This window comes from Mucilaginibacter limnophilus (assembly GCF_004005815.1).
Taxonomy (GTDB): domain Bacteria; phylum Bacteroidota; class Bacteroidia; order Sphingobacteriales; family Sphingobacteriaceae; genus Mucilaginibacter; species Mucilaginibacter limnophilus.
Genome location: NZ_SACK01000004.1, coordinates 90,929 through 111,194, shown reverse-complemented (window position 1 = coordinate 111,194; position 20,266 = coordinate 90,929). Strand labels below are relative to the sequence as shown.

The 20,266-nt window shown below is 43.0% G+C and carries 22 protein-coding genes; 12 read left to right on the top strand and 10 right to left on the bottom strand.

Annotated elements, in window-relative coordinates; all coding sequences use genetic code 11:
- Nucleotide 1: 1 nt before the first annotated feature.
- Both EOD41_RS11465 and EOD41_RS11460 read right to left on the bottom strand, forming a co-directional pair.
- Nucleotides 2–781: an amidohydrolase gene (locus EOD41_RS11465; RefSeq protein WP_127704955.1), complete on the bottom strand. Its 780-nt coding sequence runs from the start codon at nt 779–781 to the stop codon at nt 2–4.
- A gap of 66 nt (nt 782–847) precedes the next feature.
- Nucleotides 848–1,993: a methionine aminotransferase gene (locus EOD41_RS11460; RefSeq protein ID WP_127704954.1), complete on the bottom strand. Its 1,146-nt coding sequence runs from the start codon at nt 1,991–1,993 to the stop codon at nt 848–850.
- Nucleotides 1,994–2,251: 258 nt separating this feature from the next.
- Here EOD41_RS11460 and EOD41_RS11455 point away from each other — a divergent pair, with 258 nt between their 5' ends.
- From EOD41_RS11455 to EOD41_RS11435, 5 genes are all read left to right on the top strand, one after another.
- On the top strand, nt 2,252–3,226 hold the full coding sequence (locus EOD41_RS11455; RefSeq protein ID WP_127704953.1) for an ABC transporter substrate-binding protein: 975 nt from the start codon (nt 2,252–2,254) through the stop codon (nt 3,224–3,226).
- A 1-nt stretch (nt 3,227) separates the two neighbouring features.
- Nucleotides 3,228–4,100: an ABC transporter permease gene (locus EOD41_RS11450; protein ID WP_127704952.1), complete on the top strand. Its 873-nt coding sequence runs from the start codon at nt 3,228–3,230 to the stop codon at nt 4,098–4,100.
- Nucleotides 4,097–4,846: an ABC transporter ATP-binding protein gene (locus EOD41_RS11445; RefSeq protein WP_127704951.1), complete on the top strand. Its 750-nt coding sequence runs from the start codon at nt 4,097–4,099 to the stop codon at nt 4,844–4,846. Before EOD41_RS11450 ends, EOD41_RS11445 begins: the two co-directional genes overlap by 4 nt.
- Nucleotides 4,847–4,891: 45 nt before the next feature.
- On the top strand, nt 4,892–5,191 hold the full coding sequence (locus EOD41_RS11440) for a hypothetical protein (protein WP_127704950.1): 300 nt from the start codon (nt 4,892–4,894) through the stop codon (nt 5,189–5,191).
- 299 nt (nt 5,192–5,490) lie between these two features.
- On the top strand, nt 5,491–6,012 hold the full coding sequence (locus EOD41_RS11435; RefSeq protein ID WP_127704949.1) for a hypothetical protein: 522 nt from the start codon (nt 5,491–5,493) through the stop codon (nt 6,010–6,012).
- Nucleotides 6,013–6,052: 40 nt separating this feature from the next.
- Here the strand turns inward: EOD41_RS11435 and EOD41_RS11430 are convergent, their stop codons facing one another.
- Genes EOD41_RS11430 through EOD41_RS11415 form a run of 4 tightly spaced genes read right to left on the bottom strand, consistent with a single transcriptional unit; the run spans nt 6,053 to nt 9,413 of the window.
- Nucleotides 6,053–6,940, bottom strand: coding sequence for a glycoside hydrolase family 16 protein (locus EOD41_RS11430; protein WP_127704948.1), 888 nt, complete (start codon nt 6,938–6,940; stop codon nt 6,053–6,055).
- Nucleotides 6,937–8,235, bottom strand: a complete 1,299-nt coding sequence (locus EOD41_RS11425) for a PQQ-dependent sugar dehydrogenase (RefSeq protein WP_240663361.1) — start codon at nt 8,233–8,235, stop codon at nt 6,937–6,939. Before EOD41_RS11425 ends, EOD41_RS11430 begins: the two co-directional genes overlap by 4 nt.
- Nucleotides 8,216–9,163 carry an aldo/keto reductase gene (locus tag EOD41_RS11420; protein WP_127704947.1) on the bottom strand — a complete coding sequence of 316 codons (948 nt, stop codon included), beginning with the start codon at nt 9,161–9,163 and terminating at the stop codon, nt 8,216–8,218. The genes EOD41_RS11425 and EOD41_RS11420 overlap by 20 nt, the downstream gene beginning before the upstream one ends.
- 1 nt (nt 9,164) lies before the next feature.
- Nucleotides 9,165–9,413 (bottom strand): hypothetical protein, encoded by a 249-nt coding sequence (locus tag EOD41_RS11415; RefSeq protein WP_127704946.1) that lies wholly within the window; start codon nt 9,411–9,413, stop codon nt 9,165–9,167.
- Between the two features lie 176 nt (nt 9,414–9,589).
- Here EOD41_RS11415 and EOD41_RS11410 point away from each other — a divergent pair, with 176 nt between their 5' ends.
- Entirely contained in the window at nt 9,590–10,534 is a 945-nt protein-coding gene (locus EOD41_RS11410) for an MBL fold metallo-hydrolase (RefSeq protein ID WP_127704945.1), read from the top strand.
- A gap of 23 nt (nt 10,535–10,557) precedes the next feature.
- The gene (locus EOD41_RS11405; protein ID WP_240663359.1) at nt 10,558–10,806 is read left to right on the top strand and encodes a DUF3820 family protein; all 249 of its coding nucleotides are present in this window, start codon (nt 10,558–10,560) and stop codon (nt 10,804–10,806) included.
- 137 nt (nt 10,807–10,943) lie between these two features.
- Here the strand turns inward: EOD41_RS11405 and EOD41_RS11400 are convergent, their stop codons facing one another.
- Nucleotides 10,944–11,378 (bottom strand): Hsp20/alpha crystallin family protein, encoded by a 435-nt coding sequence (locus EOD41_RS11400; protein WP_127704943.1) that lies wholly within the window; start codon nt 11,376–11,378, stop codon nt 10,944–10,946.
- Between the two features lie 143 nt (nt 11,379–11,521).
- Here EOD41_RS11400 and EOD41_RS11395 point away from each other — a divergent pair, with 143 nt between their 5' ends.
- The gene (locus tag EOD41_RS11395) at nt 11,522–11,968 is read left to right on the top strand and encodes an acyl-CoA thioesterase (protein ID WP_127704942.1); all 447 of its coding nucleotides are present in this window, start codon (nt 11,522–11,524) and stop codon (nt 11,966–11,968) included.
- Nucleotides 11,969–12,119: 151 nt separating this feature from the next.
- On the opposite strand, the gene EOD41_RS11390 is transcribed toward EOD41_RS11395, so the two are convergent.
- Together EOD41_RS11390 and folB are read right to left on the bottom strand one after the other, a co-directional pair.
- Nucleotides 12,120–13,520, bottom strand: a complete 1,401-nt coding sequence (locus EOD41_RS11390; protein WP_127704941.1) for an FAD-binding oxidoreductase — start codon at nt 13,518–13,520, stop codon at nt 12,120–12,122.
- Nucleotides 13,517–13,879 (bottom strand): dihydroneopterin aldolase, encoded by a 363-nt coding sequence (folB, locus tag EOD41_RS11385; protein WP_127704940.1) that lies wholly within the window; start codon nt 13,877–13,879, stop codon nt 13,517–13,519. Before folB ends, EOD41_RS11390 begins: the two co-directional genes overlap by 4 nt.
- Before the next feature lie 78 nt (nt 13,880–13,957).
- On the opposite strand from folB, the gene EOD41_RS11380 reads away from it, so the two are divergent.
- From EOD41_RS11380 to EOD41_RS11365, 4 genes are all read left to right on the top strand, one after another.
- Nucleotides 13,958–15,139: an acyl-CoA dehydrogenase family protein gene (locus tag EOD41_RS11380; protein ID WP_127704939.1), complete on the top strand. Its 1,182-nt coding sequence runs from the start codon at nt 13,958–13,960 to the stop codon at nt 15,137–15,139.
- Nucleotides 15,140–15,252: 113 nt separating this feature from the next.
- Nucleotides 15,253–17,313, top strand: coding sequence for a tetratricopeptide repeat-containing sensor histidine kinase (locus tag EOD41_RS11375; RefSeq protein WP_127704938.1), 2,061 nt, complete (start codon nt 15,253–15,255; stop codon nt 17,311–17,313).
- Between the two features lie 120 nt (nt 17,314–17,433).
- A complete protein-coding gene (locus EOD41_RS11370; RefSeq protein WP_127704937.1) occupies nt 17,434–17,667 on the top strand; it encodes a hypothetical protein in 234 nt (77 codons plus the stop codon).
- A gap of 11 nt (nt 17,668–17,678) precedes the next feature.
- The gene (locus tag EOD41_RS11365) at nt 17,679–18,836 is read left to right on the top strand and encodes a baeRF7 domain-containing protein (RefSeq protein ID WP_127704936.1); all 1,158 of its coding nucleotides are present in this window, start codon (nt 17,679–17,681) and stop codon (nt 18,834–18,836) included.
- Here EOD41_RS11365 and EOD41_RS11360 read toward each other — a convergent pair.
- Nucleotides 18,833–20,194 (bottom strand): GH1 family beta-glucosidase, encoded by a 1,362-nt coding sequence (locus tag EOD41_RS11360; protein ID WP_127704935.1) that lies wholly within the window; start codon nt 20,192–20,194, stop codon nt 18,833–18,835. The genes EOD41_RS11365 and EOD41_RS11360 overlap by 4 nt on opposite strands.
- Nucleotides 20,195–20,266 lie beyond the last annotated feature (72 nt).

Below are 20,266 nucleotides of genomic sequence, written 5' to 3'. Positions count from 1 at the left end.
ATCAATCTATCAGTTTAAAACTATCGGCATCCTTTAAAAAAGGCATGGCACGGCGGGCAAGTTCAAGTTCGTGCGCTATTATGGTAAAGGTGTACATATCTTCCTCGTCGCGCTTGTAATAAACTACTTTTCCGTTAGGATCGATACAGGTGGAATCGCCCGAATGATATACCTGGTTACCATCGTGCCCAACGCGGTTAACGCCAATAACATAACTTTGATTTTCAACGGCCCGGGCAGGTATAAGGGTCCGCCAGTGCAGCGCACGGCGTTCAGGCCAGTTGGCCACAACAATCAGCAAATCGTATTCGGCATCTACGTTACGCAGCCATACCGGGAAACGCAGGTCGTAGCAAATAACCGGGCATATCTTCCAGCCTTTTAGTTCAACTATGAGTTTTTTACTTCCCGGTGCATAGGTTTCATGCTCTTTGCCCATGGCAAACAGGTGCCGCTTGTCGTAGGTATCATAAGTACCATCAGGGCGCATCCAGATAAGGCGGTTATAAAACTTACCACCTTCGGTAATAATAACGCTACCGGTTACCACACAATCAAACTTTTTGGCAGTATCATGCATCCACTTTACCGTTTTACCGTCCATGGTTTCGGCAAGCGCGGCGGCATTCATGGTAAAACCTGTATTAAACATTTCAGGCAGGATGATCAGATCGGTTTTTTCACGTATGGACGATAACCGCAGTGTGATGTTTTGCAGGTTCTTATCGGTGTTCTCCCAAAATAAATATCCCTGGAAAACAGTAACTTTTAAATTGTCCATAGGCAAAATAGGTTTGCGGCATTAATTAAGGTATGTTGTTATACGTACGTTAACCACCGCAGGTTGTTAAATTCGCATTAACCTTTCAACGGCTTTATCAAGCGTTTCTTGTGTTTTGGCAAAACAAAAACGTATCACATTGAAATCAGTACCCTTGCTGTAAAACACCGATGTAGGTATAGCCGCAACACCTGCCTCCTTTATTAGCCGCTGTACAAATTCAGTATCTTTTTCGGTGCTAATGGCATCGTAATATACCGATTGAAAGTAAGAGCCATAGCAAGGTAGCATTTTAAAACGGGTTTCTTCAAGGCCTTGTCTGAAATGATCGCGTTTTTGCTGGAAAAAGCTTGCCAGATCGGTAAAATACTGTTCGTTCTTGATAAATTCAGTAATACCATATTGCATAGGCGTGTTTACCGAAAATACCTGGTACTGGTGTATCTTCCTGAACTCTTTCGTCATGTATTCAGGCGCTATGCAATAGCCAATCTTCCAGCCGGTGGCATGCAGCGGCTTACCAAATGATGCTACAATAAAACTGCGATCGCGCAATTCAGGATAACGGGCTATGCTTTCGTGCGTTTCACCGTCGTATATCAGATGCTCGTACACCTCATCACTCAAAATAAAAATATCCTGGTTTTTAATGATGCTGTATAGTTGTTGAATGTCCTCTTTACGCAGAATAGTTGCTGTTGGGTTATGCGGCGTATTCAGGATGATCATTTTGGTGCGGTTGCTGATGAGCCTTTTCACCATTTCCCAATTGATGCTGTAGTCCGGCGGTTCAAGCGAGAGCGACTTCACCACGCCCCCCATCAGCCGGATCGCGGGTGCATAGCTGTCGTAGGCGGGTTCAAAAATAATCACCTCATCATTCGGGTTAACCACAGTACTGATGGCGGTAAACAAAGCCTGCGTACCACCGGCGGTAATAGTGATCTCATTATCCGGATTATAGGTGGCGCCGTAAAGCCTTTCGGTTTTAATAGCGATCTGCTCACGTAGTGCCATAACGCCGGCCATAGGAGCGTACTGGTTATGGCCGCTTTTCAGCGCATTGTTCACCATTTCGGTAAGCTCAGGCGGACAATCGTAATCAGGGTAACCTTGCGATAGGTTGATAGCGCCTGTTTCGGCAGCCAAGGCCGACATGGTAGTAAATATGGTTGTGCCTACTTGCGGTAACTTTGATATGAATGGGATCATCAATGGCTAAAATACAGCTTTACGTACATCCTTTACTTATTTGTGGAAAATTTAAATTAATAGCTGAAAGGCGTGATGTGGGGTTTTATTAACTGCGCGGGTTACTAACTCAGCGATGGGTTTCAAACCCATCGCTGTTAATGGAAATTATGATAATAAATCCATCGCTATGTTTAGCAATTGTAATTAATAGGCATCGCTATTGTTATAACAGGCCATCCATTTTTACCTTTCGACACCAATAACTACCTTAGTGCCATGAAGCCATTGAAACTGATTATTGCAGTTGTATTAGCTGCATCTGTAAGTGCGTGCAGTCCTAAAAAGGAGAAAAACGTGCCTGTTGTGGGTTTTGTTGACGCTTTTGAGGATGCTACCATATCGCAGGCACGCACCGGTTTTACCGACGCGCTTAAAAAGAATGGTTTCAGTGAAGAAAAGAATACTGTCAAAATTGAATATAAAAACGCGCAAGGCGATATACCTATGCTTACGCAAATAGTAAACTACTTTGTTAACGAGCCGGTAGATCTGCTGGCAACCTGCACAACGTTATCAACACTAACTGCTGTACAAAAAACCAAAACCATTCCTGTATTTGCTATGGTGTCGCCCACACCGGAACGTATGAAGGTGATTGGCACTGACGGTAAAATACCGCCAAAGCTTTTCGGCGCGGTTGAAGAACTGGAATATATTGATACCTCGTTCTCGCTTATACCATCGTTATTAAACCTGAAGTCGGGCAAAAAGTTGACGGTCGGCATGATCTACAACCAGTCGGAACCTCAATCGGCTGACGCTATGATGCGCATAAAAGGACTTGCAGATAAACTCGGTGTAACCCTTATAGCTTTGCCGCTTAACTCAAGCGCCGATGCACAACTGGTTACGCAATCGCTTCTGGATAAAAATATCGACGCGTTTTTTGCTAACCCTGACAACACCGTGTTTGCTGCATTCGAAACTATTAAAAAGAACTGCGACCAGCGTAATGTGCCCATTTTTACCAGCGAGGCAGGTTTGGTACAGCGTGGTGCGGTTGTTGCATTTGGTGCTGATATTTACCAATGGGGTTATCAGGCAGGCGAACAGGCCGCTCAATATTTAAAAACCGGTAAAACCGATGGTTTAAAGCCTGAAATGGTAGAGATCAGGAAACGGGTTTACAACCCTGAAGTGGCGAAGAGGTACCATATCAGCATTCCATCAAACTTCGAGGCCGTAAAATAGCATGGATTTTTACCTTACAGCGCTGATACAGGGATTGTGCTTTGCAGGCATCGCGCTGGGTATTTATATTTCAATGAAGATTTTTAATATCCCTGATATTACTACCGATGGCAGTTATACTTTAGGCGGCGTGGTAACCTCGGTATTGCTTACGCATCAGCAGCCGTTATACATTGTGCTTCCGGCTGTGATGCTGGCCGGTGCAGTAGCCGGGGCGTTTACAGGCTTTATCCATACCAAACTGAAAATAAACGCGCTGCTATCGGGTATTTTGGTAATGACGGCATTATATTCCATCAATCTTACCCTGATGGGACGCTCAAATATTCCGCTGATAGGCACCGCATCTCTATTTGATGTGCTGCATATTTCATCAAGCCCTAATAACAACACTTTTATAATACTTGCCGCTTTTGTGGTGTTGCTGGCTGCTATTATTAGTTATTTGCTTAAAACTGACTTCGGACTGGCTATGCGTGCCACCGGCAATAGTGAAACCATGATACGAGCCTTGGGCGTAAATACAAACCGTATGAAGATCATAGGCCTGGCACTGGCTAACGCACTTACAGCCACCAGCGGTTACCTGATGACGCAGTTTCAGGGCTTTGCTGATATCAATATGGGTATAGGCATTGTAATAATCGGATTGGGTTCTGTAATTATCGGCGAAACCATTATCAACTGGTTTGGGATAACATCCGCCTGGATAAGTCTGGCGCTGGTGATAGGAGGGGCCATTGTTTTTCAAATGGTATTGGCCGTAACGTTAAGTATCGGTGTTGATGCCAACCTTTTGAAACTGGTTACTGCTATATTTGTACTGCTGATAGTAAGCCTGCCGCGACTGGCGATTAAAAACCGCGTGTTATGATTCAGCTATCGCAGATATCTAAAACATTCAACAAAGGCCGATCTAACCAGGTAAACGCGGTTAATGGCATCAATCTTAACATAAGTGCCGGTGAGTTTGTGGTAATTGTAGGGTCGAACGGATCAGGTAAGTCAACTTTACTTAACCTTATTGCCGGAAGTATTTATGCTGATACAGGCAGTATTAATATTGATGATAACGATGTAACCAAATTGCCTGACTATAAACGTAGTAAATGGATAGCGCGGGTATTCCAAAACCCGTTGAGCGGCACTGCTCCCGATTTGAGCATTATTGATAATTTCCGGCTGGCGGCGATCCGCACCAAACCCAAAGGACTTTCTATTGGCATTGATGAAAAGTTTAAGCAGAAAGTTCGTGAGCAAATAGCTGCTTTAAACATGGGTTTGGAAACCAAGCTCGATCAGCCCATGGGTACACTTTCAGGTGGTCAGCGGCAGGCGCTCACGCTGCTGATGAGCGTTACAGATACCTGTAAAATATTATTGCTTGATGAACCTACAGCCGCCCTCGATCCACGTTCGGCCGATATGGTGATGCGTACAGCAGACAACCTGATAAAACAGTTCGGGCTGACTGCAATTTTGATCACTCACAACCTAAAAGATGCCTACAATTATGGAACGCGTTTGATACAAATGAGCGAAGGTGCTGTAATTCATAATCTTAATACTGATGAAAAATTGCAAATAACACAGAATGTGTTGTTTGAATGGTTTTCGTGAAACAATTTTAACTTTTGGCAAAATTATTGTTTTGGGCTACGTACCATGAAAAACAACAATTTTGAAACGATAAGCGACGCCTACCAATTGGTTAAAGGCGCTAAAATAAAAGGCAAAACACAGGACGAGATATTTGAACTTGGTCATTACGATCCGGATAAACGCGGGTACACCGTTTACCCATACGAGGAAGGCGTTATGTTCAGAGATTTCAGCGTGCTGGTATCTGAAAAGGAACTAAAGAATAATTACCTGATTGAGGTTGTAAAAGCTAAAGCTATACAAGCCGGTATTAATGAAAAAGTTAATGCTTTGGCTGATATTAATAGCCTGAAAAGTGCTTAACACTTTTCAGGTTTTCATTTAAATGTACTTCTAAAAGTAAGGCGGCGTATTGAAAATGCCTTGCTCACTGTCTGTTATATTTTGTTTTTGCAGCCAATTATCCGTAATCTTGCAAAAAATATAACAATGCTACTTCGTAATATACATACCAATAAATACGCTATGCGGCCCATGGGCACGCAGCGGGGGTGGTGTGTATTGTCAATACTCTTCGCTTCGCCATTATAGGCCTCCCGCGTCAACACTAATAAGTATTATTATTTTTTACCGGCTTTGTTATTAAAGCGAACACAATTTTTATGGACACTTATTTTACAATTGAAGAAAAATATCTGCAAGCTGTTGATGAGTTGGCATATGGCGAAACGCCAAAAGCGTTGCGTTTATTTAACGAGATCATTAGTAATGATCCGTTATACTCGCGGGCTCATTTCCAGTTAGGCAAAATATACTATTATAACATAAAGGATTATCAAACAGCAGGGTTTCACTTTAAAACCTGTGCAGAGCTGGAACCGGGTTTTCCTGATGTTTATTATCATTATCTGCACCTCGTGGTTTTTTTAAATATGGAAAACCTGCTTAACCGTATCAAGCATCAGGCTTTAAATACTTCGGGTGTTGATGCTGCTTCGGTATATAAACTTTCAGGTTTATTTTTTGAAAAGAACAAGCGTTTTGATAAGGCTTTGGCTGATTATAATGCCGCTCTTATTGCTGTTACTGATACAAAGGAACAGGAGAACATTGAAAACAGTATCGAACGTATTAAAATGAAAATTCAGCAAAAGGTTATTTATAATTATCAGCTTGCAGAATAGCAAAAAGGCTTAAGATTATTCTTAAGCCTTTTTATTTCTTCTACTCAGCTGTAAATACTTTTACCCAATCCACATACATGGTTGATGTTTGTATGGTGCTGTTGTCAAAGTCCGGACCGAAAATATCACCGCCTACGGCTAAATTGAGTGTAATGCGTTGCTGCTTGCCGAACATAAACGGAATGTAAGCGCCGCCTTTACCTGTTGCCGATTTGGTTTCAACAATCTTACCGTCAAGCAGGTAAGTTAGTGTGTTTTCCGCCCAAATCAATTCGTACACATGATATTGCGTGGTAAGGTCGGTTCCCGAAGTAACCGTTGTAACTGTAGCGCTTCCGTCAGTTTGCGCTACGCCCGGGTTACGGCCATAAAAGTAATTAGTGAGATACTCGTTTGACCGGCCAAGTGATTCAAGTATATCAATCTCCCCGTTGGTTGGCCAGTTGTCACCATATATCCAGAATGCAGGCCACATGCCTGCACCAAGCGGCAGTTTTATACGTGCGCTCACCCTGATTTTTTGCGTTGATGATGTATGAGTAAACGATTCTTTTGACTCGATACGCCCCGAAGTATAAGTAAACGTTTTATTATCAGCCGATCCGGGCAGCGTATTGCCTGTTACCGTTTCTCTTTTAGCGGTGATGAAAAGTTTCCCGTTATCAACCACCAGATTACCGCTTTGATAGTGTTGCAGTTCGTTATTGTAAGCACCGCCTTCCCAAATATCCCACTTATCAAGCCCGGCTGAAAAATCTTCCTCAAAAATTTTTGTATAGCCGAGCGTGGTTAACGATTGTTCGTTAAGCTCATATCCGGCGTTTTCGTCGGGCGTTACAGGTTTCGGTTTTTCATGCTTGGCATCTTTTGAACATGCGGAAAAGAGTACCGGCAATACAGTAAGCCAAAGCAGTGTATTTATTCTCATGGTTTTTTATACGTGATCTTATATATAGCGCCATCAGTATCGTCAGAAGTTACATATAATGAACCATCAGGCCCTTGCGCCAATCCGCACGGACGGCGTTTGGCATTGCCCTGTGCAACATCATCAGGTGTGCCGCCAAAACCATCTGCAAAAATCTCCCAGTCACCATCAGGCTTACCATCTTTAAATGGCTGAAACACCACAAAGTATCCCTTTTGAGGCTCGGGCGCGCGGTTCCATGAACCGTGGAAAGCTATAAAAGCTCCGTTTTTATATCGCTCAGGAAACTGGTTGCCTGTATAAAACAACAAGCCATCGGGTGCAAGGTGCGCAGGGAAAGCGGCAACCGGGTCAATGTATTTGCTGTCACCTTCTTTTTTACCATCACCGCCATATTCCGGTGCAATAATCTTTTTCTTTTGCTGGGGATCATAATAAATATATGGCCAGCCTGCATTATCGCCTTGTTTTAATGCATATAAACACTCGGCAGGCAGTTCAGCTGATTGCTTGTCATTATACAGTTCAGGAAACAGGAAGCTCAGTTGGTCGCGGCCATGTTGCATCACAAAAAGCTGGTTAAGTTGCTGGTTCCAGTCTAACCCAACCACATTGCGCAAACCTGTTGCATAACGCACGCCGTCGGCATACTTCTGGTTAAGCTTATCAGCTTTAAATTGCCATATACCACCTGCCGAATCAAGTATAGGGCAACCTTCTTTACCCATTGAGCCTTTCTGACGATCCTGCTGCTGGCACGAATTGGAGTACGCGCCGATGTTTACATACAGGTTACCCGCATTATCAATCACTATTGATTTTGATTCGTGCTGGCGCCTTTCTATCAAACCGGTAACAATAACTTCAGTTTTTGCCGGATTGATCACCTGGTTCTTGCTGTTCAGCTTATACCGGTAAACCGAGCTGTTCGACGAGGTGTACAGATAGCCGTTTTTAACATACAGCCCCGTACCCGGATAGTTGCCGAATGATAACGTGACGGTTGCTTTTCCGTTTGCCTCGTGTAATACCAGTACACCTTTATTGTTTTTTGTCTTGTTCAGCTTAACAAAAATATCACCTTGTGGGGTAACCGAAAGATGCCTTGCAGACCCTATCCCTTCAGCAATCACTTGTATATTGAAACCCTCGGGTACCTTTACCGGTGGGGTAGTGCTTTGCTGCGCTATGGCAGTAGCCGAAAAAGCAATGCATACAGCTGTAGTGGCTATACGCAGTTTTTTTACAATGGCCGGATTCATGAAGTTTTTCAATTTAGTAGTTGCTTGCCTCATTAAGTAAGGCAATATCATCATTATTCAAAATAATTTCAGCAGCTTTTGTAATTTGTTGTAACTGCTCAATACTGGTAGCGCTGGCAATAGGAGCAGTAATGCCGGGCCTTGCAATCACCCAGGCGATGGCAATAGTCGCCGGGTCAACATTGTGCCTTGAGGCAACAGTATCCAATGCCTTTAATATGTTAAAACCACGCTCATCAAGATACTTTTGTATGCCTCCTCCGCGCTTGCTTTTGTTTAGGTCGGCAGCTGAGCGGTATTTACCTGTTAAAAAGCCGCTGGCTAATGAATAAAAAGTAATAACGCCAAGATTATGTTCAAGGCAAACCGGCTCAAGCTCACTTTCATACCCCGCGCGGTCGTAAAGATTATACTCAGGCTGAAGGCATTCATACCGGGCAAAGTTATTCTGCTCGCTTACTTGTAAAGCTGCCTGCAGGCGTGCCGCGCTGTAGTTTGATGCGCCTATAGCGCGAACCTTTCCTTGTTTGATTAGCTCGGTAAAAGTTTCAAGCGGTTCTTCAAGCGGTGTGTTTTTATCATCTTCGTGTGCCTGATACAGGTCGATATAATCAGTTTGCAAACGTTTTAATGATGCATCAACAGCCTCAAGGATATACTTGCGCGATAATCCGCGTTTGTCTCCCATAGGCTTACCCACTTTTGTTGCGATAATTACCTGGTCGCGCTTTCCGGATTTTTTTAACCAGTTACCAATAATGGTTTCTGATTCACCACCTGAGTTGCCCGACACCCAGCGTGAATATACGTCGGCTGTATCTATCAATTCAAAGCCCGAATCAACAAAGGCATCAAGCAGTTCAAATGAGCGTTTTTCGTCGGCTGTCCAACCAAAAACATTGCCGCCGAAAGCGAACGGACTGATTTGAATGCCCGACCGGCCTATTTCTCTTTTTTCCATATTAAAATTGTTGTTGATTCGCAATGGTAATTTGTTCAGCCAGTTCATCAACCCAGCCTGTAAAATAAGGCTCGGTGCCGGCTACCCGCATCCAATTACCTTCTGCGTCTTTAGCTATAATCAAGTGCAAGGTGTTATCTATCGATGTAAATTCATAAGCCGGGCCAAAGCCATCAACGTTGTTTAATTGTACGGTACCGTCAATCGTGCTGTCTGATCCGGTTAACGTAGCGTCAAATAATTCTGCCATAATGTTTAAATATTATCTGTAAAACAACATCCTGTATAGCGTTCTGTTTCACCGGACACATCAATACAAAGCAATATTCTTGTTGCATTCTTGAACGCTCAAGTACTTCACGTATTAATAATTTGTTAAAACTAATAGTAAAAGTGTGTTGTTGAAATACATATAACTACTGAATTATGAAGAGCAAACCAAATTATTTCCAGGTTTCCCAGGGCGTGTGGGGAATGAAAATAACTTTTGTAAATATTTATATGATTGCCAATCGCCGTGGAGCGGGGAAAGGCTGGGTACTGGTTGACGCCGGTTTACGTGGGTCGGCAAAAAAGATCATCGCTATGGCCGAATCGCTGTTTGGCCCTGGCACAAAACCTGCCGCTATTGTGCTTACTCACGGGCACTTTGACCATGTTGGCGCATTGGAAGAATTGTTAACTTATTGGGATGTGAATGTTTATGCACACCCGTTAGAGCTGCCATATCTTACCGGAAAATCATCTTACCCGCCAACGGATCCGGCTGCAGGCGGCGGCTTGATGTCATTAATGTCATGGGCGTACCCAATGAAGCCAAAAGATCTGGGCGACCGGGTGAGGCCGATAGACAAATATGAAGGTATTCCTGAATTACCTGAATGGAAAGTAATTCACACGCCGGGCCATACGCCGGGGCATATTTCATTGTTCCTGCCGCTTAACACTACCCTTATTGCCGGTGACGCATTCACTACTACCAAAGCCGAATCTGCCATACATGTGCTTAACTTCATTAAAAAACTATCGGGCCCGCCAAAATATGGTACAACCGACTGGCATGCAGCCGAAAGATCTGTAAAAAAACTGGCTGCCTTGCAACCGCGTATTGCTGCAACCGGGCATGGTTATGTAATGCGTGGTAAAGAACTGCAAACTCAGCTGAACTATCTGGCTAACCATTTTCGTGAGCTTGCAGTGCCAAGCCAGGGCCGTTATGTTAAACGCGCGGCGTTTGCTGATGAGGAAGGAGTAAAATACGTACCCTCATATACTGAATCTACTAACATTAAATTGAAAGCCGCGGCTGTTGCTGTAACAGCGGCCATAAGCGTATTTTTTATTACCAGGGCTGTTATCAGTCGCCGGTAACAAATACCTGCTATATTTGCCGGGTGGAAGAAGCGATACCCAACCCGCAGGTACTTATTGACGCAGTTACAACTAAAATGCCTTTCGGTAAACATAAAGGCATATTAATTTGCGATTTGCCGGTGTATTATCTTGAATGGATGCACGGCAAAGGTGGTTTTCCACCCGGCAAATTAGGTATGATGCTTTCAACGGTTTTTGAGATAAAAACCAACGGGGTAGGAAAGATACTCGATGAGATTAAAATGCGGGTGCATGCCGCCCGTAAATAAAGCGTCATAGTAAAATATGGCGCTTTTTTTATTATCCGATTCCAAAGGGGGTGATAAAAAAGGCCGCCCCGATTATCGGAGCGGCCTTAATCAAACCAACTTAATTATGAAAACAAATTTTTATTCTTTCGCCGAAATTACTTTATAGCGATTTCACGCGATTGAATTTTAGCTTCTTCTTTTTTAGCTACGTTCAGTTTCAAAATGCCGTCAACATATTCAGCTTCGATGTTATTTTGATCGGCGCTTTCAGGTAAAGTGAATGAGCGTACAAATGAATTGTAGCTGTATTCTTTCTTGCTGTATTTTTTGCCTTCTTCAACGTTTTCAGCCTTCTTTTCAGCAGAAATGCTTAATACGTTTTTGTCAAGATTGATCTTAAAATCTTCTTTTTTAAGGCCCGGAGCGGCAAGTTCAATGTTGAACTCGTTTTCGGTTTCAGCAATGTTCACCGCAGGTACGCGGGTTGCAAGCCTGTCGGCAACGAAAGAATCGTTTAAGAATGAATCGAAAACATCGCTAAAGAATGGGTTAACTGAGCGATTCTTGTTGTTAAATTTAACCAAAGTCATTTTTATATCCTCCTAAGTATTAGTAATTTTTTTTATTTTAACTTCGTTGATGTATATTCAACTGCTATACCAATACGCTTTTGAATGTATATTGAAGACTTTTTGTCTTGTTTTTTATTTGCTGAATGACTTTTTGACATCAAATGGCTGAAAAATTATCATTATACCGATACAAAACCGATATCCCCATCCGCTTTTCCGACCTTGATGCTTACGGACACGTAAACAACGCGGTATATCTTACTTATTTTGAAATTGCCCGAACCAGCTACTGGACCGAAGCTATTGGTTGGGATTGGAACAAAACCGGAGTAATACTTGGCCGCTCAGAGATCAATTATCTGAAACCACTTACGCTTAACGATAAAATTTCATGCTATGTGCGCACTACACGCATTGGTAACAGCAGTTTTGATGTAATGCATGTGCTGGTAAAACATACCGAAAATGGCGAAGAGATTTGCACCACCGGTAAAACGGTTTGCATTAGCTATGATTACCCGGCCAATAAGTCGACACCTATACCACGCACCGAGCGCCAGCGTATGATAGAGTATGACGAGCCACCGTTGATATTGAATACGAATTGATCGTTCGATTTAAAAATATGCAGTGCGGATTGATTTGTCATTCTGAAACGTAGTGAAGAATCTATTCGCCGATAGATGCTTCGTTCCTCAGCATGACAACAATGTTGTGCTTTACATCTGCACAAAGTCACGCATCCGCATATCTGCACATCTAAAATATCTTCCCCGGATTCAAAATCCCATTTGGGTCAAAAGCCTGTTTGATGCCTTTCCACAAAGCAAAATGAGCGGGTTGGAATTTTACCGGCATATATTCCTTTTGCACCAGGCCAATGCCATGTTCGCCTGAAATAGTGCCACCTAACTTAACAGTAAGCTCAAATATTTCTACAATAGCTTCATTTAGTTTGTGCTCCCAATCGTAATCGCTCATGTTTGCCTGGATGATATTCACATGCATGTTACCATCGCCGGCATGGCCAAAGCAAAGCGATTCAAAGCCATAATGTGAACCAATCTCTTTTATACCTTTTAATAGTTGGGGCAGATATGCACGCGGCACAACAGTGTCTTCTTTTTTGTAATTAGTTGCTGTAGCTTTTATAGCAGGGTTAGTATGCCGGCGGATACGCCATAGTTCGTCTTTCTGGGCGGAAGTATCAGCAAACAAAACATCGCGGCAGCCGAAATTTTCTAATACCCTGTTTATAATTTCGCAATCTTTTAGAATAGTGTCCATGTCGCGGCCATCAACCTCTATCAGCAAGAAAGCCTCGGCAGTTTCGGGTAGACTGAAATTTAGCGAACTGTAATTGATCACCCATTCAACAACCTGGCGCTCCATAAACTCGAGCGCTGATGGCGTAACGCCTGCCCTGAATATGGCTGATACTGCAGCGCAGGCATTTGCGCTATCCGGGAATGAAGCCCACATAAGCACGCTATGAATAGGATAGGGCAGTAGTTTAACCACCGCTTTAGTAACAATACCCAATGTGCCTTCAGAACCGATAAGCAGTTGCGTTAAATTATATCCCGACGAAAATTTGAGTGTATTGGCGGTAGTCCAGATAATATCGCCTGATGGCAATACTACTTCTAAATTGAGTATATACTCACGGATGGTACCATACTTAACAACTCTCGGTCCGCCACTGCCGTGTGCTATGTTACCACCTATAAAGCTGCTGCCCTTGCTTGACGGATCGACAGGGTAATACAGGCCTTTCTCAGCAACGGTATCCATTAAAACTTGGGTTATAACGCCGCTTTCAACTGTGGCCTGCAGGTTGGCTTCGTCGATATCAATAATGCGGTTAAGCCTTTCGGTACTTAACAATACTCCGCCTGCAACAGGGAGTGCGCCGCCGCTCAGGCCGGTGCCGCCGCCGCGAGGAGTAACCGGTATTAAATGCTGGTTGCAAAGTTTTAACAGTTGTGCTATCTCTTCCGGCGAGCCCGGTTTAACCACAACTTCAGGATAAAAAACAAAATGCTCTGTTTCGTCATGAGCATATGTTTCCATATCGCTTTGGCCGGTTATCACATAAGCCTCGCCGACTATTACTTTTATAGCATCAAGTATTTCACCGGTGATCTTGTTGTAGTTCATGGCTTAATATAACGCATAGTAACCGCGCTGTGATCTACTTTGCCTTTAAATGGCGGGTGTTTCTTTTTGATAGTTACAATAATCTCCTCTGCAAAAGAATAACGTTGTTGTATCTGTTGAATGATAGTATTAGCTACAGTTTCAAGCAGTTTGCGTGGCTTTTTCATTTCCTCGCAGCAGAGATGATAAATGTATTCGTAATTGACAGTCTTGTCGAGTTCATCACTTGAGCTTTCATCACCGGCATCAAAAGTAACATCTACTTCAACAATAAAAGTAGTACCAAGTACCTGCTCTTCAGGATAATAACCGTGCTGTGCAAAAAACTCAGCGCCCTTTAACGAAACAGTCGTCATCATGCTCAAAAGTAATCAACATAAATAAATTTGCAATTGCCGCGCTTTACTTACATTTGAGTGAACCAACTATATTTCCTTATGGCTAAGACTGACCTTTTTGAATCGCCCGATTATTATCTTATTGATGAACTGCTTACCGATGAACATAAGCTGATACGCCAAACGGTGCGTGAATGGGTTAAAAAAGAGGTTAGCCCGATAATTGAAGATTACGCGCAGCGAGCCGAATTTCCAAAACACTTATTAAAAGGTTTGGCAGAGTTGGGTGCTTTCGGGCCAACCATTCCAGAGGAATATGGAGGCGCTGGACTTGATTACATGGCTTACGGCATCATGATGCAGGAGATTGAAAGAGGAGACTCGGGCATACGGTCAACGGCTTCTGTACAAGGTTCGCTGGTAATGTACCCGATATATGCTTATGGCAGCGAGGAGCAAAAGAAAAAGTACCTGCCTAAGCTGGCTGCCGGTGAACTGATAGGCTGCTTCGGTCTTACAGAACCTGATCATGGCTCGAACCCGGGCGGCATGGTAACTAATTTTAAAGATGCCGGCGACAATTACCTGTTAAACGGCGCAAAAATGTGGATATCAAACGCCCCGTTTGCTGATATAGCTATTGTGTGGGCTAAGGATGAACAGGGTAAAATACATGGATTAATAGTTGAGCGAGGCATGGAAGGCTTTACTACGCCTGAAACACACGGTAAATGGTCGTTACGTGCATCGGCTACAGGTGAGCTGGTGTTTGATAATGTAAAGGTGCCTAAAGAGAACCTGCTGCCGAATGTATCGGGCATAAAAGGGCCGCTTGGCTGCCTTAATCAGGCACGTTACGGTATTGCCTGGGGTGCTTTGGGTGCGGCTATGGATTGCTACGATGCCGCTCTCAGGTATGCAAAAGAGCGGGTACAGTTTGACAAGCCAATTGCCGGTTTCCAGCTTCAGCAAAAAAAACTTGCCGAAATGATAACCGAAATAACCAAAGGTCAGCTACTGGTATGGCGTCTTGCAACGCTTAAAAACGAGAACAGGGCAACTCCTGCACAAATATCAATGGCTAAACGAAACAGTGTTGAAACAGCATTGAACATAGCGCGCGAGGCAAGGCAAATACTTGGCGGTATGGGTATTACAGGCGACTATCCTATTATGCGCCATATGATGAACCTTGAATCGGTGATAACATATGAGGGCACACATGACATACATTTGCTGATAACCGGTATGGACGTTACAGGTATTGATGCATTTAAATAATAAATTAATTTTTTTAATCGGAAGGCTAAATTCGGCTTTATATATTATATTTGCCTTGTTATCTGTAAGTTAATCCATCATTGAATAACTTTTCCCCCAATTGGTTACTTTCAATGCTGCATTGCCGCTTTGTATGGCTATGCTGCGTATTGCCCATTGCTTTATCCTCCTGCCAGAAAAGACACCCTATTGATAACGGGCAAGACTCCGAAGAATTCAAGCCCATATTAAAACAAGCCAGCTGGTATTTTGAGCATAATCAAATTGATTACGGGTTGGTTTACCTTGACTCTGCTTTCGCTACTTTACCACGGCCTACTATTAATGATAAGTTTAGGTATTATGGTATTAACTTCGTGATTTATAACAAGGTTAAAGGCGATCATGAAAAAGGGCTTGCATTTGCCGATAGCATGCTGTTATATGCTAAAAAAAGCGTTAACGAAAAGCAGTACGCCGCTAATTTCGCCGAGGCGAATTTTGCCCGCGGCGACGCTTTTTTCGATATGAACCGTTTCAGCGATGCATACCAGTGTTTTTACCAGGGCTATCTGGTAGGTAAAAACTATGTTAATAACGAGGCTCTTGGTGATTTTACCTACCGCATGGCCATGATTATGTACAAGCAGGAGCATTATAACCTAGCTGCAGGTTATTTTAAAGAAAGTTATGCGCAAAACCTTGCCGGCACTGATGGGTTTGTACCTTTCTTCCGCAGGCAGGAAATACTGGATAATATTGGTTTATGTTATAAGAATAACGGCCAATTAGACAGTGCGCTGCATTATTTCGATAAGACATTAAGCTATTTGGATGAACATGGTTACAAATACCCCGAAAAAGCTTTTAATGTAGAAATGGCACGTGGTGTTGTTTACGGCAATATGGCTGAGGTGCTCACCAAACGAGGGCAATATCATAAAGCAGCCACACTGCTTAAAAAGAGCATCGCTATAAACCTGCAAAAGGACGCCGACTATCGCGACGCACAACTTACCGAAATAAAACTAGGTAAATTATACCTCGATCTTAATCAGCGCGATTCGTTAAAAAGCCTGCTTGAGCTGATGAAGAAACAGTTTGATACACTAAAGAACGACCAGGCCGAGGCCGAGTGGAACCGTTTGATGGCAAGCTATTTTCTTAAAGATAAAGATTACAAAAAGGCAGCGGAGTATTTATTGGCCTATGATGAGCAAAAAGATACGATAAACAAGCGCCTGACCGGTTTAAGGGAAAGCGATGTTACCCAACAGGTGGCCAATTACGAAAATCAGCATAAAATTGATACCCTGCGTAATAACAATAAACTGCAAAAGATATACCTTATTGCTGCGGTATTGATTACGCTAATGCTTATTGTTATTATCTCGCTGATATTTCGCAACTGGAAACGGTCACGTAACGAGGTGATACTGGTAAATAAGCTGAATCAGCAAATCAACCAACAAAATGCGATTTTGGAGAATGCGCTTGCCGAGCTGAACATCAGCAGCCGGGAAAAGGACAGGATATTGCGTGCCGTAGCGCACGACCTGCGTAATCCGCTGGGTGGTATTGCTTCGCTTACTACATCGCTGATTGATGATGACGATTTTAACGACGAGCAAAAAGTATTGCTTGTTTTAATTAAAGATACCTCATACAACTCGCTTGAACTGATTAACGAGATACTTGAAGCCACAAATAGCTATAACGCCAACTTTAAAAAGGAAATGGTTGATATAAACTCTTTGCTTAGCAATAGCGTAGAGTTGCTGCGTTTTAAAGCGGCAGAAAAGGATCAGCAGATCACCATGGAGTTGTTGAAAGAACCGCGTGAACTGTACATCAGTCGCGAAAAAATATGGCGTGTTATCAGTAACCTCATTAGTAACGCTACCAAGTTCAGTCCGTATGGCGCTATCATACATGTTAAAGTAACCGAAGAAGATGACGAGGTGAAGATTGCTGTTAACGACCACGGTATTGGCATACCAGATCATCTGAAGAGCGAAGTGTTCAATATGTTTACTGATGCCAAACGCCCGGGCACCGCCGGCGAAAAATCATTTGGCCTTGGTTTATCAATCTGTAAACAGATAATTGATAAGCACGACGGCAAGATATGGTTTGAAAGCAATGAGCATGATGGTACTACCTTCTTTGTGAAGCTTCAAAAGCAAGCAGCTTGATTTCATTAAGCTGAAAATCTGCTTGTTAGTAATTTCCTTGTAAAACGTGTAAACCTTCCGTAGAAACGCAATGTTATTCAATAGTTAATAATTTATTGATTTGAATAACTATTTTTCTATATGGGAAAAGATAAAAACGGGGCATACATTGCACCAAAAGGAAAACCATCGGGTAGCGAAAATGAAACCCACCACTTAAAAGATGCATTTGCAGCTGTTGATCCGGAAACAGAAAAGGTGATAGCTGAAAAATATACCGAAGACGGTACTGATGAATTGTCGGCCAACGTGCACGTAAGGCACCCCAACCGCAATGTGAACAAGAACCAGGAGGACGAGGACAACGATCAATAAAATGCATACCTATGGAACTGATAACAAGAGAAGAAATAACTGAACTGGCAAACGAGCATAGTGATCCCTGCATATCGGTTTATGTACCTACCCATCAGTCGGGAATGGAAGTAAATGAAGGGCATGATCTGATATTATTTAAAAATGGACTTCAACAGGTAAAAAATGTACTTGAGGAAAGAGGTACTGATCCTGTAAAGATTGATGCATTACTGAAGCAAGGCTTTGCCTTATTAAAAGAAGAAAAATTCTGGAATAATCTTGGTGAAGGACTGGCAGTATTTATATCTGAAAAAACGTTTAAAACAGTCGTGCTACCTTACACAGTAAAAGAGGAGACTATAATTAACAGCGCGTTTTATGTTACACCACTATTGCAGGCTGTAAGTAAACCGTGTCCGTTCTATTTACTGGTATTGAGTAAAGATAACGCGCGCTTTTACGAAGGTGACAAATATCAGCTGAAAGAACTTGAAGTTGAAGGTTTGCCTTATGGCGTTGATGACGTAGTTCATTTCGAAGATAAAGATGATCAGCGGCTTTTCAGACGCGGCAGCAGTGCCGGCAGGGAAGGTGGAGGCAGTTATCATGGACACGTTGAAGGTCAGGCTGATAATAAACAAACCATAGCTTTATATTTTCAGGAAGTTGACCGCACCTTGTTTGCCGAGGTGTTACATGATAAAACCGCGCCTTTAATACTTGCAGCGGTTGAATATCAAATACCAATTTACAAAGGCATTACCAAATACAATCATGTTTGGGAAGAAGGTATCATTGGTAATTCTGATCATGAAAGCGAACGCACACTGCATCAGCAGGCTTGCGAACTGCTAAAGCCTTACTTTAAACAGAACGTAAACAAGGCGCTTGAAAACTATTACAACCAGATAGCCGGTCCGTTAACCTCGTCGATGCCGGAAACGGTGATACCTGCAAGTCATTATGCACGTGTTGCCGACTTGTTTGTATGCCGCGACGAGCATATTTGGGGTAGGTTTAACGAAGCGGATAACGCCTTGGAGATACATCCTGAAAAACAGGATGGTGATGATTGCCTGATAAACAGTGCGGCTGTAAAGGTGATGGCCAACGGTGGAGATGTGCATGTGCTTGATAGGGAGAAGATGCCCAAAGAAAGCATCATCGCGGCATCACTGCGCTATTAACTATTTTTTAAGAAATTGGCATACCAGCGGCCGGATGATTTTATGATCCGCTGCTGGGTGCCGAAATCTACATAGATCAACCCGAACCTTGGGTGATAACCTTCGGCCCATTCAAAGTTATCCGTCAGCGTCCAAATAAAATATCCCTGTACCTTGCACCCTTCCTGCTTTGCTTTTAGCACCTGTTGCAGGTGTTTTTGTAAGTAGTCAATGCGCTTTACGTCATTTACCTCATTATTTTCAACCTTGTCCGGAAACGCTGCGCCATTCTCAGTAATTAAAAGCTTTTTTATCTCCGGATACTGGTCGTATTTTTTCAATACCTCGTATATCGCTTTTGGATACACCTCCCAACGCATATCTGTAAGTGGTACGTTCCGGTTTTCAGCCTTAACCAGCCGGGCGCCAATGTAGGGTGTAAAAAATGAATATTTTACTATCTCTCGGGTGTAATTCTGCAGACCAATAAAATCAAAATCAAAAGCCATTTTATCCTCATCTCCCGGATAAAAATATTTCTTTAATGATTTCAAAACAGGCAGATCAGCATACGGATAGCCCATGCCCAATACCGGTTCAATAAACAAGCGGTTTATTAAAGCATCGGCACGTTTAGCTGCCGCTATGTTTCTGGGTGTTTGCGAATATGGTTCGATATGAGAACATGAAAAGGTAGTTCCTATTTGTGCCTGCGGGCAAAGCGCGCGTAGTGTCCGACCACCGGCTGCAATGCAAAGTACAGCATGATGAACAGCCGGTAAGAAGTTTTTTATCCCGCTGCGTCCGGGCGCATGTATGCCGAAGAAATATCCAGCACCGGTAAACACCGCAGGCTCGTTCATCACCATCCAGTGTTTTACACGGTCGCCAAAAGCATTGGCGCATATTTTTACATATTCACTAAACCAATCAACAATTTCACGATTAGTCCATCCGCCTTTTACTTCCAGCGCCTGCGGCAAATCCCAATGGTATAATGTGATCCATGGTTCTACGCCTTGAGAAATACAATAATCAATAATATGGTTATAGTGCTCAATACCTTTTTGATTAACCTCACCCGTGCCGCTTGGCAGTATGCGTGTCCACGCAATAGAGAAACGGAAGTTCGGTATATTAAGCTCTTTAACAAGATCAATATCCTTTTTGTAGGAGACATAGAAATCGCAGGCCGTAGTAGCCTTGTCGCCGTTTAGTATCTTTCCTTTTCGTGCGGTAAAATTATCCCAGATAGATTCGCCCTTGCCATCAACGTCGCACGAGCCTTCTGTCTGGAAAGCGGCGGTAGATACGCCCCAGGCAAAATCATCCCCAAAAAGTTTTCTGTTTAGTGTAGATTGAGAAGCAGTAGTCGCCATTAAATTGAGCCGATAGTAAAGCCCAAAATGGACAATAAAATTCTATTTAAAAAACGCTTTTTGATAAATACT

Excerpts from the sequence above, each read along its gene's own strand:
- EOD41_RS11465 (WP_127704955.1), bottom strand. The coding sequence starts at position 781 with ATGGACAATTTAAAAGTTACTGTTTTCCAGGGATATTTATTTTGGGAG.
- EOD41_RS11460 (WP_127704954.1), bottom strand. The coding sequence starts at position 1,993 with ATGATCCCATTCATATCAAAGTTACCGCAAGTAGGCACAACCATATTT.
- EOD41_RS11455 (WP_127704953.1), top strand. The coding sequence starts at position 2,252 with ATGAAGCCATTGAAACTGATTATTGCAGTTGTATTAGCTGCATCTGTA.
- EOD41_RS11450 (WP_127704952.1), top strand. The coding sequence starts at position 3,228 with ATGGATTTTTACCTTACAGCGCTGATACAGGGATTGTGCTTTGCAGGC.
- EOD41_RS11445 (WP_127704951.1), top strand. The coding sequence starts at position 4,097 with ATGATTCAGCTATCGCAGATATCTAAAACATTCAACAAAGGCCGATCT.
- EOD41_RS11440 (WP_127704950.1), top strand. The coding sequence starts at position 4,892 with ATGAAAAACAACAATTTTGAAACGATAAGCGACGCCTACCAATTGGTT.
- EOD41_RS11435 (WP_127704949.1), top strand. The coding sequence starts at position 5,491 with ATGGACACTTATTTTACAATTGAAGAAAAATATCTGCAAGCTGTTGAT.
- EOD41_RS11430 (WP_127704948.1), bottom strand. The coding sequence starts at position 6,940 with ATGAGAATAAATACACTGCTTTGGCTTACTGTATTGCCGGTACTCTTT.
- EOD41_RS11425 (WP_240663361.1), bottom strand. The coding sequence starts at position 8,235 with ATGAGGCAAGCAACTACTAAATTGAAAAACTTCATGAATCCGGCCATT.
- EOD41_RS11420 (WP_127704947.1), bottom strand. The coding sequence starts at position 9,163 with ATGGAAAAAAGAGAAATAGGCCGGTCGGGCATTCAAATCAGTCCGTTC.
- EOD41_RS11415 (WP_127704946.1), bottom strand. The coding sequence starts at position 9,413 with ATGGCAGAATTATTTGACGCTACGTTAACCGGATCAGACAGCACGATT.
- EOD41_RS11410 (WP_127704945.1), top strand. The coding sequence starts at position 9,590 with ATGAAGAGCAAACCAAATTATTTCCAGGTTTCCCAGGGCGTGTGGGGA.
- EOD41_RS11400 (WP_127704943.1), bottom strand. The coding sequence starts at position 11,378 with ATGACTTTGGTTAAATTTAACAACAAGAATCGCTCAGTTAACCCATTC.
- EOD41_RS11395 (WP_127704942.1), top strand. The coding sequence starts at position 11,522 with ATGGCTGAAAAATTATCATTATACCGATACAAAACCGATATCCCCATC.
- EOD41_RS11390 (WP_127704941.1), bottom strand. The coding sequence starts at position 13,520 with ATGAACTACAACAAGATCACCGGTGAAATACTTGATGCTATAAAAGTA.
- folB (WP_127704940.1), bottom strand. The coding sequence starts at position 13,879 with ATGATGACGACTGTTTCGTTAAAGGGCGCTGAGTTTTTTGCACAGCAC.
- EOD41_RS11380 (WP_127704939.1), top strand. The coding sequence starts at position 13,958 with ATGGCTAAGACTGACCTTTTTGAATCGCCCGATTATTATCTTATTGAT.
- EOD41_RS11375 (WP_127704938.1), top strand. The coding sequence starts at position 15,253 with ATGCTGCATTGCCGCTTTGTATGGCTATGCTGCGTATTGCCCATTGCT.
- EOD41_RS11370 (WP_127704937.1), top strand. The coding sequence starts at position 17,434 with ATGGGAAAAGATAAAAACGGGGCATACATTGCACCAAAAGGAAAACCA.
- EOD41_RS11365 (WP_127704936.1), top strand. The coding sequence starts at position 17,679 with ATGGAACTGATAACAAGAGAAGAAATAACTGAACTGGCAAACGAGCAT.
- EOD41_RS11360 (WP_127704935.1), bottom strand. The coding sequence starts at position 20,194 with ATGGCGACTACTGCTTCTCAATCTACACTAAACAGAAAACTTTTTGGG.